Below are 13,326 nucleotides of genomic sequence, written 5' to 3' on the forward strand. Positions count from 1 at the left end.
TGAGCCAGGATCAAACTCTCAATTTAAAAGTTTACACTTTTTTAGTTGAAATGATTAATCTGCGCCAACTGTTAAGTTGAATACCAACGATTAAGTTGGTAACGCGAGCTCATTACATACTTTTTAGTCTTACGACTAAAATATTACTTTTTCTAAAGTAATTAACTGGTTAAAATAAAATATTATTTCATTTCTTTACCTATTTCTCTGTTTAATTTTCAAAGACCAATTTAATTTGTCATTATGTGATGACTTTTATTATTATAATTCTTTTTTAATTCATTGTCAACAGTTTTAAAAAAATCGATAATGAACTTTTAATACATCACTATTCCTCTAAAGTTAATTTGTAACTTTATGTTTCAGCGACAATTAATATAATATCATATGATTAAATCACTATTTGTTTATAATCATCCATTTCATCAATTTATTTTCATATTTATGCTTATTTCTCCCATTTATGACCTTTTACTCATAATGATACGCTTGGAACATTTGTTATGCATTTATCACTTAATGGACTTAAAAAAATAACAAGACAAAATGCTACCGCATTTAACTTGTTATTTATTTTAATAAACCTCACCTATTTTTTATTATAATGCCATTACTATTTCTTTAAATTTATTACCTCTTTCTTCGAAGTTTTTAAATAAATCAAAACTTGCACATGCTGGTGACAGAGTCACAATATCCCCAGGAATCGCAACTAATTTAGCAGTCATAATCGCTTGATTAAAGTTTTCAGCAAGTATAATTTCTAAAGAAATTTTCTTTTCTTTTATTACACGTTCAAAAACCTCTTTTATTTTATATTTAGTGGCACCTACTAATATTAGTGTTTTAATATTTAAGTAAGCTCCTTCCGCTAAAGGCTCAAAAGGTATTTTCTTATCATACCCTCCTGCAATTAATATAACTGGTTTCTCAAAAGCTTTTAAACTTGCTATCGTTCTAGTTGGACTAGATGCTATTGAATCATTATAATACTTAACTCCATATGCTTCTCTCACGAATTCGCCTCTATGAGGTACCCCCGCAAAAGTAATAGCCACGTCTCTCATACTCGCAACTGATGCTTCTTCTTGAGTTGCACAAAAGGCAGTTAATAGATTTTGAACATTATGCATTCCTTTTAACTTTATTTCATCAAGATTACAAACTACCTTATTCATTATATATAATTTATCATTTTGAAAATATGCACCATCTTCTAGCTTCTCTATCACACTAAAAAACTTAACTCTGCCTTTAACTTCTTTTCTTAATTCATAAGTTAAATCATTATCTTTATTCAATATAATAAGATCACCATCATTTTGATATTTAAATATGTTCTTCTTTGCATCTATATATTCTTCCATATTTTTATGAATGTCCAAATGATTTGGGCTCAAATTTGTTACTATTGCTACATCTGTTGAAACAGTCATAGTCATAAGCTGAAAGCTAGACAATTCTAAAACCACTTTATCATTTTTAGTTATTCCTTCAATATTTGAAAAAAGTGGATTTCCTATATTCCCTCCAACCCAAGTTTTATATCCCTCTTTCTTTAATATATTATATATTATAGTAGTTGTGGTTGTTTTCCCATCACTACCAGTCACACCGTAAGTTTTTGCTGGACAATATTTTATAAACTCTTCCATTTCTGATGTTATGTAAGTTCCTTCTTGTTTTGCTTTTAAAAGCGCAGGATTATCTATTCTCATAGATGGGGTTTTAAAAATAACATCAAACCCAGTTAAATTATTTAAATAATCTTCACCTAAGACTAACTTGACCCCATTTGCTTCGAAGTTCGTTGCTACTTTCCCAAGCACACCATAAGTTTTTTTATCAAAAGCTGTAACAACTGCTTGCAGCTTCACTAAAAAATCAATTAAAGGAATATTGCTAACTCCTATACCTACAACTGCAACTTTTTTCCCTTTTATAAACTCTTTAAATTCTTTAAAATCTCTATTCATATAAACCTCCATATAACCTTCATATATTTAATATCATTACTTTATATTATAACAAACAATTTTAATATAACAAACAGTTATACTATAACAATGTTATTTAACTTTATCTTATAAAAAAATAGCATATAGTATAAATATAGACTATGAAGCCTTATTTTATACTATATGCTATTGCAATTTAGTACTGTAGTTTCTCTTCTATAAACTTTTCAAGACTATCTATATTTACTCTTATTTGTTCCATTGTGTCTCTATCTCTAATAGTTACAGCGTGATCTTCTAAAGTATCAAAATCTACAGTTATGCAGTATGGTGTTCCTATTTCATCTTCTCTTCTATATCTTTTGCCTATACTTCCAGCTTCATCATAGTCCACATTAAATTTCTTGCTTAGCATATTAAAAACCTCAAGTGATTTTTCTGATAACTTTTTACTGAGTGGCAAAATAGCTGCCTTAAATGGTGCAAGTGCAGGGTGTAAATGCAGCACTGTTCTAAAGTCTCCACCTTTAAGTTCTTCTTCATCATATGCATTAACTAAAAATGCTAGTACAACTCTATCTGCACCAAGTGAGGGTTCAATACAATATGGTACATATTTTTCATTAGTGATAGGATCTAGGTAACTCAAATCATTTCCGGAATGTTCCATATGTTTCTTTAAGTCATAATCAGTTCTATCAGCAACTCCCCATAGTTCTCCCCAGCCAAACGGAAAGAGGAATTCTATGTCACAAGTAGCATTACTATAAAATGATAACTCTTCCTTATCGTGATCTCTAAACCTTAGATTTTCTTTTTCCATTCCCAAATTATATAAGAAATTGGCACATTGTTCTTTCCAATATGCAAACCATTCTAAATCTGTACCGGGCTTACAGAAAAACTCCAATTCCATTTGTTCGAACTCTCTTGTTCTAAATATAAAATTTCCTGGTGTTATTTCATTTCTAAAAGCTTTTCCTATTTGACCTATGCCAAATGGGATCTTTTTTCTTGAAGCCCTTTGAACATTTTTAAAGTTTACGAAAATGCCTTGGGCAGTTTCTGGTCTTAAATATATATCAGACTTTCCATCTTCAGTTATTCCCATTGAAGTCTTAAACATCAAATTGAATTTTCTGATGTCAGTAAAATTATTCTTTCCACATTTAGGACATACTATTTTTTCTTTTGCCATATAATCTTTTAGTTCTTCATTTGTCCATCCATCAGCAGTGGCTACTTCTGCTCCAAGCTCTGTCATATGATCTTCAACTAACTTATCTGCTCTGAATCTAGATTTGCAATCTTTGCAGTCCATTAATGGATCTGAAAACCCTCCAACGTGACCTGTAGCAACCCATACTTCAGGATTCATAAGTATAGCGCAATCTACACCTACATTATAAGGACTTTCTTGAATGAATTTTTTCCACCAAGCTTTTTTAACATTGTTTTTAAATTCAACTCCTAAAGGACCATAATCCCATGAATTAGCGAGCCCTCCGTATATATCAGATCCTGGAAATACAAATCCTCTTGTTTTACATAACGTAACAATCTTCTCCATGCTTTTTTTAGGTTCCATTTTAACCCCTCCTAAATTTTTATATAAAAAAAAGACTATACCCTAAGGGACGAAATTTACTTCCGCGGTTCCACCCTTATTGGCACATGCCCTACTCTAAATTCTATACACTCAAAAGTTCCCTTCATAATAATACTTTGATTGTTTCCACGAGCCACAACCTCTCTTATAAAGTAATATTACTACTCTTCTTTATCATAGTGAAATATTTAATTATAAATTAACTTTTATATCATTGTTTGTTCTTATTATTTAAGATAATCAAATAAATAACTTATTGATTAGCCATTATATGATTGTTTAAAAAATGGCTCCGCGAAAAGGATTTGAACCTTCAACCTATCGGTTAACAGCCGAGTGCTCCACCGTTGAGCTATCGCGGAATAATATCATTTTTGATCATAATGGTATTATAACATATATAATTAAAAATTCAATAGTTTTTTATTATTAATTATATATACTGAGAAGACTCACATGAAAATACTATATTTTGAATTTATTCATAGATAAATATATTGCGAAAAAAAGATATTTTAGATTAACTAAAATATCTTTTTAAATATTTTTTTAAATTACTGTAATGGTTTCATTGTAGGGAACAATATAACATCTCTAATTGAATAAGCATCTGTTAGGAACATTACCATTCTGTCGATTCCTATTCCAAGTCCACCAGTTGGTGGCATTCCTGTTTCTAACGCACTCATAAATTCTTCATCTATTAAATAAGCTTCATCATCACCTAATTCTCTTTCTTTTGCTTGTTGCATAAATCTATCTCTTTGAACTACTGGGTCATTTAACTCTGAATATGCATTACAAACTTCGCGTCCAAAAACAAAACCCTCGAATCTCTCTGTAAACTCTTCATTTCCTCTTTTCTTCTTAGTAAGAGGTGATATCTCTACAGGATAATCACATAAGAATGTTGGCTGGATTAAATGTTCTTCTACATATTGTTCAAATAATTCATTTAGTATATCTGCTTTTGTACAATCTTTTAACTCTTTTTTAAATTCTAAATGTTTTTCTTTAGCTATTTCCCTAGCTTCATCGTTAGTAGCAATTTGTGTAAAGTCCACACCAGAATATTCTTTTACTGCATCTACCATAGTAATTCTTCTCCAAGGTGGTGTAAAGTCTATTTCAGTTCCTTGGTAATTAATTTTTGTAGTTCCATGAATTTTTTCACAAACATAAGCTATCATATTTTCAGTAATTTCCATCATATCGTTATAATCAGCAAAAGCTTCATAAAGTTCTATCATTGTAAACTCTGGATTATGTCTTACATCCATTCCTTCATTTCTGAAGTTTTTACCCATATCATATACTTTTTCAAATCCAGCAACAATAAGCCTCTTCAAATACAACTCTGTTGCAATTCTAAGATACATATCAATGTCTAGCGTATTATGGTGAGTCATAAATGGTCTTGCTGCAGCACCCCCTGCTATTGATGATAAAATCGGGGTTTCAACTTCTAAAAATCCTTTATTATCTAAGTATTCTCTGATATATCTAATTATTGCTATTCTCTTCATAAAAGTATCTTTTACTTCTGGATTCATTATTATATCTACTTCTCTTTGTCTATAACGCAAATCAGGATCTTTTAATCCGTGCCATTTTTCTGGAAGTGGCTTTAAAGCTTTTGCTATTAGCTGAAAATCTACTATATGTAATGATATTTCACCGGTTTTCGTAACAAACGGTGTTCCAGTTACGCTTAAAATATCTCCTATGTCAAAACTTTTATATTCTTGTAATTTTTCCTCACCTACATCATCTATTTTTATGTATAATTGAATTTTACCATCTCTGTCGTGTACATCAGAAAAACCAGCCTTGCCATGAACCCTTTTAGACATAAGTCTACCTGCCACAATAACCTGGGTACCTTCTAATTTCTCATAATTATCTTTAACCTCTTTAGATGTATGCGTTCTCTCAACTTTGTATACATCAAATGGGTCCTTACCATCTTCTTTTAAAGCTGCTAATTTTCGTCGTCTTATGGTTACCTGTTCATTATATTTAGATTCGAGTTCATGTAATTTTTTTTCTTCACTTTTTTCTTCAGTCTTTTTTTCGTTTGACATTAATATCCCTCCAGTTTTTCCTCTATGTCAGAAAATAATCATTTAGTCTGCCATATTTCTTCTATGTATATGTTTCTTTAGGGCACCTACCAATTATAAATTGTTAAGCACCCTTTATGTTTTATAAAGACTTTGCTCTATAAAACCTTTTCTCTATAAAAATTAAATTATATTTAAATAGCTACCCACGTCTAACCTCTAACACCTCATACTTGCTAACACCATTCGGAACTGTAACTTCCATAATTGCTCCCACTTTCTTACCCACGAGCGCTCGCCCAACTGGCGATTCATTTGATATCTTATTTACCATTGGATCAGCTTCTGCAGATCCTACTATATAAAATTCAATTTCTTCATCAAACTCATAATCCTTAACCTTAACTATAGTGCCTATGCTAACTACATCTTTTACAATATCATTTTCATCTACAACACTTGCATTTCTGAGCATATTTTCTAATTGTATTATTCTACCTTCTACAAATGCTTGCTCATTTTTAGCTTCATCATACTCTGAGTTCTCGCTCAAGTCTCCATACCCAAGTGCTACTTTTATTTTTTCTGTTATATCTTTTCTCTTAACAGTCTTAAGAAATTCTAATTCTTCTTCTAATTTTGTAATTCCTTCGTAGGTCATTACATATTGTTTTAATTCGCTCATTTATTTCTCCCCTTTTATATTTTTATTAAATAAGTTATAAAAGTACATAAAACCCACCATAAAATAACAATATCACGGTATATTTTTCCCCAGCCATAATAGTGTTTTCCTTTAAATTTAGCAATTTAATGTAATTTATGTAATATAATACTATTAGTTCAAATTGATGAATTATTTGGTCTAAAATTTATTATTACAATAACAATCCATGTAACTATTTAGCCATTATAAATCAGAGAGTTAGTATTGTCAATATGTTATGTCCAAAATATTCTAAATTATTACATTATTGTTGAATTTTATTTCCTTTAAATATATTCCATTATACTTGAGAGCTTTTTCAATATCATTTTCTTGCATTTGACATAATATTGATCCTATAAGTTCAGTAGAAAAATCAACACTAAGAGTGTTCCAAGATACATTATAACTTACATCATTTACAGCTACACTATTATTTGCCATGCTTATACTATTATCTACATACCATACCAATTTCCCATAACTAAATTCATAATCTTTAGAGGAAATAATAAAATCCGCTACTTTTGTAGCATATAGTTCATCATCTGTTACAATAGGCGATACACCAAAATTAGCAATAATATAATCTGCAAGTTTTCTAGCTTTAACCAAGTCTGATGATAAAAATACAATATATTTGCTTTGCTTTGCCAGCTCCACAACAATATTATAGTTAATCATATCGCAAGCATCATAAACTACAATGCAGCAATTTTTCAAACTTTTATTTCTCATCCTAAGCAACAGCTGTATACTTTTTATAACACTAAAAGCCAAAAATCTCTTTTGAAAATCATTAAAAAAATTATAATCCATAGTTCTCAATGTCTTTAGCGATAATTGTACTTCATTACATTTACATATTTTTTTAGCATATGCTAAATTATTTAAATATGCTTTCTTATTAAAATTAGGTGGTAGCCATACATTTGTCACTTTTATATCTAATTCTTTAATGTACTCATTTTTTATTAATTTTATCTTTAGTCTATCTTTTATTTTACTTAAAAATCCGAATTCATTATATAAATTATCTATATTTGAAGTTACACATAAAATCGGCTTCATATGAAAACACCTTTTATATTAATGTACTACTATCCTATTCCGTATTCATTATATACATTCATATTTTATTTTAAATTATATATTTATATTCTTTAAATATTCTTTATAAACTAAGAGCACTTGTTTTACCCCATCGTAATCTTTTTGAACGTTAATTTTACTTTTAATTTCTGTGCAGTTGTTAAGCCCTTTGATATACCAAGCCACATGTTTCCTCATTTCTCTAACCGCTTTAAGTTCTTCATAATATTTCACAGCTAAATCTAAATGCCTTATACACATATCTATTTTTTCCACTGCAGTAGGGTATATAACCGCATCCAAGTTTATCGCTTGTATAACCTCTCTAAAAATCCAAGGGTTACCCATTGCACCTCTTGCGATCATTATAGCATCACAACAAGTAATTTCCTTTATCCTAAGTGCATCCTCCACAGTAAATATGTCTCCATTCCCTATTACTGGTACTCTAACACTAGCTTTTACATCCTTTATAATATTCCAATCAGCTTTTCCCTCATACATCTGTTCGCGAGTCCTGCCATGAACAGTAATAGCATCTATGCCCGCATCCTCCATATATTTAGCAAATTCTACAGCATTAACGCTATTTGAATCAAAGCCCTTCCTAAACTTTACTGTTACAGGTTTTGTAGAAACCTTTTTCATTTCTTTTATTATTAATGCTGCAAGTTTAGGATCTTTCATTAAAGCTGACCCCTCACCATTTTTTACTATTTTATGCACAGGACATCCCATGTTTACGTCAATCATACATATATCAGTCCTTGCATTGAAAATTTCACAAGCACTAGCCATAATTTTCGGATCATTCCCAAATATCTGAATAGCAACAGGTTTCTCTATGTTAGAAATTTGCATAAGAGCCTCAGTATTGCTACTACCATAATATAATCCTTTAGCACTTACCATCTCGGTATATACGAGATCACAACCAAATTCTTTGCACAAACCTCTAAAGGCAATATCCGTAATTCCTGCCATAGGTGCTAAAAAAACATCATTTTCAAAATGAATATTTGATATGTTCATTAAATCATCACCTATTCCCTATTCTTTTCATAAATCATTCTAAGCCCTTCTAATGTTAGATTCGGATGATACTCATCAATTGCCTCAGACTCTTCTGTCATAAGTTTTGAGAGTCCTCCTGTGGCCACTACAAAAGGTTCTTCTTCTCCCATACTAATCATTTCGCTTTTCATCTTATTAACAATATAGTTTACCTGACCAATATATCCATATATTATTCCAGCCTGCATACTTGAAACAGTATTTTTACATATAACTGTTTCCGGTTTTACAAGTTCAACTCGAGGCAATTTCGCTGCTCTCTCAAATAGCGCTTCAGAAGCTATTTTAATACCAGGACATATAGTTCCACCTAAATAATTAGCATCTTTACTTATAGCACAAAATGTCGTTGCTGTCCCAAAGTCTATTAAAATTAATGATCTTTTGTAAATAGCATGAGCTGAAACAGCATTAACAATTCTGTCCGCACCCACTTCTTTAGGATTATCGTATTTTACATTTATTCCAGTTTTAACTCCAGGTCCCACAATCATTGGTACCAAATCAAGATATTTTCTTATCATGTGTTCTAATGAGTACATAATATTAGGAACAACTGAGGAAATTATGACCCCTTTAATATCTTCTGTTTTTAAGTTTTTTTGATGAAATAATTGCATTACTTGAATTCCATATTCGTCAGAAGTTTTTTTCCCATCAGTAGATATTCTCCACTCCACGAGTAACTCCTTTGCCTTAAAAACTCCTAAAACAGTATTAGTATTTCCAACATCTAAAACTAAAATCACTTTATCCACCGCCTATATAATATAAAGAAGCTCCAAGCTACTTTATGTTTTTTTCATGCAAAAATACAAAATTTACAAATCAAATATTATAAAATGTTAATTTTAACTTTTGCTAATTTAACAATCTAATTTTAACAACTAGAACATATTTGTCAAGTTAAATCTTTATAATAAGCTTACCGCTGTTATTTGCTTTATTATTCTTCCCCAAAATATATATTCAACTTACACAATAACAAAAATACTTTCTACCGAAAAATAAGGTTATTATAGATATCTTCTATAATAACCTTATTCTTTAACAAATCAGGCTTAATCTTTTGTTCTTTAGTATTAAAACCTTCTGAATTGCCCTTTAAAATAAACCCGTTATAGTACCATCTTCAGAAATGTCCATTTTATTAGCTGCTGGTATTTTAGGAAGTCCTGGCATTGTCATTATATTTCCAGTTAATGCTACAATAAATCCAGCCCCATTAGAAATTCTAATTTCCTTAACATTTATTGTGAAGTTTGTTGGTCTTCCCAAAAGACTTGGATTATCTGAGAGAGAGTTTTGAGTTTTAGCAACACATATAGGAACCTTATCTAAGTTAAGTTTTTCTATTTCAATAATCTGTTTATTTGCGCTGGTACTATATTCTACTCCGTCTGCTCCATATATTTCCGAAGCAATAATATGTATTTTCTCTTTTATTGAAAGCTTATCATCGTATAAAACCTTAAAGTCACTCTTTTCATTTTCAAGTGATTCTAACACTTGCTGAACTAACTCTGTGCCGCCATTTGCTCCTTTTTCCCAAACCTCGGTCAAAGCTACCTTAACACCTTTTTTTTCACAGAATTGTTTTATATAATCAATCTCTTCTTTACTATCAGATATAAATTTATTTATTGCTACAACTACCTGAACTCCATATTTCTTAATATTTTCTATTTGTTTTTCTAAGTTCTCAATTCCTTTTGAAAGTGCTTCTACATTAGGTTCATTTAATTTATCTTTTTCTACTCCACCATGATGTTTTAACGCTCTTATTGTAGCAACAAGAACCACGCAATCTGGTTTTAAATTTCCATATCTACATTTTATATCAAAGAATTTTTCAGCACCTAAATCTGCTCCAAATCCCGCTTCAGTTACAACATAGTCCCCTAATTTCAAAGCCATTTTGGTTGCTAGTAGACTATTACATCCATGAGCAATATTAGCAAAAGGTCCTCCATGTATTATAGCAGGCGTGTTGTCAAGAGTCTGAACTAGATTAGGTTTTATAGCATCTTTCATAAGAAGTGCCATTGCACCATTTACTTTTAAATCAATGCAATATATTGGTTTGCCATCTAAATCATAAGCAACTAAAATTTTCCCCATTCTTTCTTTTAAATCCATAAGGTTACTAGCCAAACATAAAATAGCCATTATTTCTGAGGCAACGGTTATCATAAAACCATCTTCTCTTAAAAACCCATTAGGTTTACCACCAAGTCCAACAACAATATTTCGAAGTGCCCTATCATTCATATCCATTACTCTTCTAAATATAATTTTTCTGCTATCAATTCTTAGTGTGTTACCTTGATGAACATGATTATCTATAGCCGCTGAGAGCAAATTATTAGCTGCAGTTATTGCATACATATCCCCAGTGAAATGTAAATTTATATCTTCCATTGGTACAACTTGAGCATAGCCACCACCAGCAGCTCCACCTTTAACGCCGAATACTGGTCCAAGTGAAGGTTCTCTTAGAGCTATCACTGCATTCTTACCTTGTTTACATAAAGCGTCCGCAAGCCCTATTGTAACCGTAGATTTTCCTTCTCCGGCTGGAGTAGGGTTGATGGCTGTAACTAATATTAGTTTTCCATCTTTCCTATTTTCTTTTCTTTTCAGTACATCCAAAGAAATCTTTGCTTTATATTTACCATATAAATCAATATCATCCTCAGTTAATCCCATTTTTTCTGCAACTAATCGCACATGCATCATCTTAGCACTTTGCGCAATCTCTATATCACTTTTCATTTACTTCACCCCTTGCATATTAATTAAACACAAATTAATACTTTTTATTATATCACAACTCATATAAAAAAAGGCATACAGTAAATTTACTGTATGTCTCCTAATTTATCTAAAACTATGATAATTCAATTTCTCCTGAATCAGGTCTTGTCATAATTTCTTCGAAGTCTACTCCTTCAAGTTTTTCCTTTAACAGTAGTTCTTGAGCTACTGCGTGAAGTTTCCCAACGTTCTCTGCTAGAATCTTTTCAGCTTTTCCATAAGCCTCATCAATTAGAGCCTTAACTTCTGAATCTATTTTGTTAGCTACCTTTTCACTAAAGTTTCTGCTTTTACCTAAATCTCTTCCAAGGAATACTTCATTATGATCATTACCAAAAGATATTGGTCCTAAATCATCGCTCATACCATATTCCATAACCATTTTCCTTGCAATAGCAGATGCCCTATCAATATCATTTTTAGCACCAGTACTAATATCATGTAATATTAATTTTTCTGCAACTCTACCACCAAGCAGACCGACCATCTCATCTTTAAGTTTAAGTTTAGAAGTATAAGCTGTATCTTCTTCTGGTAGATGCATTGTATACCCACCTGCCATACCTCTTGGTATAATACTTATTTGATGGATTGGATCTGATAGTGGAGAAAATTTCATTACTACAGCATGCCCCGCTTCATGATATGCTGTTAATTTTCTATCTTTTTCACTGATAACCTTGCTCTTCTTTTCAGGGCCAGCAATAACCCTAGTTACTGCTTCATCAAGTTCTTTCATTTCTATAACTGTTTTATTATTTCTTACAGTAAGTAATGCGGCTTCGTTCATTAAATTCTCAAGATCTGCACCAGTAAAACCAGGTGTCCTTTTAGCTAATACGTCAAGTTTTACTTCTTCTGCTAAATGTTTACCTTTGGAATGTACCTTTAAAATCTCTTCTCTTCCTTTAACATCAGGCGCACCAACTAATATATGTCTATCAAATCTACCCGGTCTTAAAAGAGCAGGATCAAGTATGTCTGGTCTGTTTGTAGCAGCTATCATGATTATGCCTTCATTTACACCAAACCCATCCATTTCAACTAATAGTTGATTTAGAGTTTGTTCTCGCTCATCATGACCTCCGCCAACACCAGCACCTCTTTGTCTACCTACAGCATCAATTTCATCAATAAATATTATGCAAGGAGCACTTTTCTTCGCTTGATCAAATAAATCTCTTACTCTTGAAGCTCCAACACCTACAAACATCTCTACAAATTCAGAACCTGATATACTATAGAATGGCACTCCTGCTTCTCCTGATACTGCCCTTGCAAGAAGTGTTTTACCTGTACCTGGTGGTCCTACTAGAAGAATACCTTTAGGAATTCTTGCACCTGCTTCTAAATATCTTTTAGGTTGTTTCAAGAAATCTACAACTTCCGCAAGTTCTTCTTTTTCTTCATCTTCACCCGCTACATCGTCAAATGTAACTTTCTTTTTATCTAGCGTAGCAATTTTGGCTCTACTTTTCCCAAAATTCATTACACCTCTATTACCACCACCGCCACCACCACCTTGTGATTGCTGCATATACATAAACCAAAATGCTACTAACATTAAAATTATAAGCAATGTTGGTACTATTTGTAACCACATCGGCATACTTGCTGGCTTTACGTATTTTTCTACAACGTTAGGATTTGGATTTTTGTCCATAACTTGCATTAATCTTGCAAGAGGAACTACGGTTTCATATTGTGTTCCGTTATTTAATTCTCCTGATACTGTTTTATCTTCACTTACTTGGACACTTTTAATATCTTTTTTATCCCAATGTTGTTGAAATTGATCAACAGACAGAGTGGTAACATTTTTACCAGTATCAAGTAAGGTTAGGCATGCAAAAATCACAAGTACAAATACTACAACCCAAATTGATGCACTAGAAATTTTTTTCATTAGATACCCCCCTCTCTTTTCATTTACTATGAAATTTTATCACATTAAAAAGCACTTGACAATAAAATATATATTAATTATTAATTAATATAATATACATT

General features: G+C 31.3%; 9 protein-coding genes, 1 tRNA gene and 1 other annotated feature. All 10 genes read right to left on the bottom strand.

Annotation, left to right across the window (positions count from 1 at the left end; all coding sequences use genetic code 11):
• Nucleotides 1-599: 599 nt before the first annotated feature.
• Complete coding sequence (gene murD, locus VIM70_RS00350; protein WP_331942967.1) at nt 600-1,976, bottom strand: UDP-N-acetylmuramoyl-L-alanine--D-glutamate ligase; 1,377 nt, start codon at nt 1,974-1,976, stop codon at nt 600-602.
• 178 nt (nt 1,977-2,154) lie between these two features.
• A complete protein-coding gene (locus VIM70_RS00355; protein WP_331942969.1) occupies nt 2,155-3,546 on the bottom strand; it encodes a glycine--tRNA ligase in 1,392 nt (463 codons plus the stop codon).
• A 42-nt stretch (nt 3,547-3,588) separates the two neighbouring features.
• Nucleotides 3,589-3,754, bottom strand: a binding site (T-box leader).
• A 100-nt stretch (nt 3,755-3,854) separates the two neighbouring features.
• A tRNA-Asn gene (locus VIM70_RS00360) sits at nt 3,855-3,929 on the bottom strand.
• 192 nt (nt 3,930-4,121) lie between these two features.
• Complete coding sequence (gene lysS / locus VIM70_RS00365; protein WP_331942971.1) at nt 4,122-5,651, bottom strand: lysine--tRNA ligase; 1,530 nt, start codon at nt 5,649-5,651, stop codon at nt 4,122-4,124.
• Nucleotides 5,652-5,832: 181 nt separating this feature from the next.
• Nucleotides 5,833-6,315 (bottom strand): transcription elongation factor GreA, encoded by a 483-nt coding sequence (gene greA / locus VIM70_RS00370; RefSeq protein ID WP_331942973.1) that lies wholly within the window; start codon nt 6,313-6,315, stop codon nt 5,833-5,835.
• 273 nt (nt 6,316-6,588) lie between these two features.
• Nucleotides 6,589-7,407, bottom strand: coding sequence for a hypothetical protein (locus VIM70_RS00375; RefSeq protein WP_331942975.1), 819 nt, complete (start codon nt 7,405-7,407; stop codon nt 6,589-6,591).
• A 75-nt stretch (nt 7,408-7,482) separates the two neighbouring features.
• Nucleotides 7,483-8,460 carry a tRNA dihydrouridine synthase DusB gene (gene dusB / locus VIM70_RS00380; RefSeq protein WP_331942977.1) on the bottom strand — a complete coding sequence of 326 codons (978 nt, stop codon included), beginning with the start codon at nt 8,458-8,460 and terminating at the stop codon, nt 7,483-7,485.
• 11 nt (nt 8,461-8,471) lie between these two features.
• Nucleotides 8,472-9,251, bottom strand: a complete 780-nt coding sequence (locus VIM70_RS00385; protein ID WP_331942979.1) for a type III pantothenate kinase — start codon at nt 9,249-9,251, stop codon at nt 8,472-8,474.
• A gap of 355 nt (nt 9,252-9,606) precedes the next feature.
• Nucleotides 9,607-11,277, bottom strand: a complete 1,671-nt coding sequence (locus VIM70_RS00390; protein ID WP_331942981.1) for a formate--tetrahydrofolate ligase — start codon at nt 11,275-11,277, stop codon at nt 9,607-9,609.
• A gap of 115 nt (nt 11,278-11,392) precedes the next feature.
• On the bottom strand, nt 11,393-13,225 hold the full coding sequence (gene ftsH / locus VIM70_RS00395; RefSeq protein ID WP_331942983.1) for an ATP-dependent zinc metalloprotease FtsH: 1,833 nt from the start codon (nt 13,223-13,225) through the stop codon (nt 11,393-11,395).
• Between the last annotated feature and the right edge of the window lie 101 nt (nt 13,226-13,326).

Origin of the sequence: Clostridium sp. (assembly GCF_036569345.1) — a bacterium.
In the GTDB taxonomy this organism is placed as follows: domain Bacteria; phylum Bacillota; class Clostridia; order Clostridiales; family Clostridiaceae; genus Clostridium_AD.

Excerpts from the sequence above, each read along its gene's own strand:
- murD (WP_331942967.1), bottom strand. The coding sequence starts at position 1,976 with ATGAATAGAGATTTTAAAGAATTTAAAGAGTTTATAAAAGGGAAAAAA.
- VIM70_RS00355 (WP_331942969.1), bottom strand. The coding sequence starts at position 3,546 with ATGGAACCTAAAAAAAGCATGGAGAAGATTGTTACGTTATGTAAAACA.
- lysS (WP_331942971.1), bottom strand. The coding sequence starts at position 5,651 with ATGTCAAACGAAAAAAAGACTGAAGAAAAAAGTGAAGAAAAAAAATTA.
- greA (WP_331942973.1), bottom strand. The coding sequence starts at position 6,315 with ATGAGCGAATTAAAACAATATGTAATGACCTACGAAGGAATTACAAAA.
- VIM70_RS00375 (WP_331942975.1), bottom strand. The coding sequence starts at position 7,407 with ATGAAGCCGATTTTATGTGTAACTTCAAATATAGATAATTTATATAAT.
- dusB (WP_331942977.1), bottom strand. The coding sequence starts at position 8,460 with ATGAACATATCAAATATTCATTTTGAAAATGATGTTTTTTTAGCACCT.
- VIM70_RS00390 (WP_331942981.1), bottom strand. The coding sequence starts at position 11,277 with ATGAAAAGTGATATAGAGATTGCGCAAAGTGCTAAGATGATGCATGTG.
- ftsH (WP_331942983.1), bottom strand. The coding sequence starts at position 13,225 with ATGAAAAAAATTTCTAGTGCATCAATTTGGGTTGTAGTATTTGTACTT.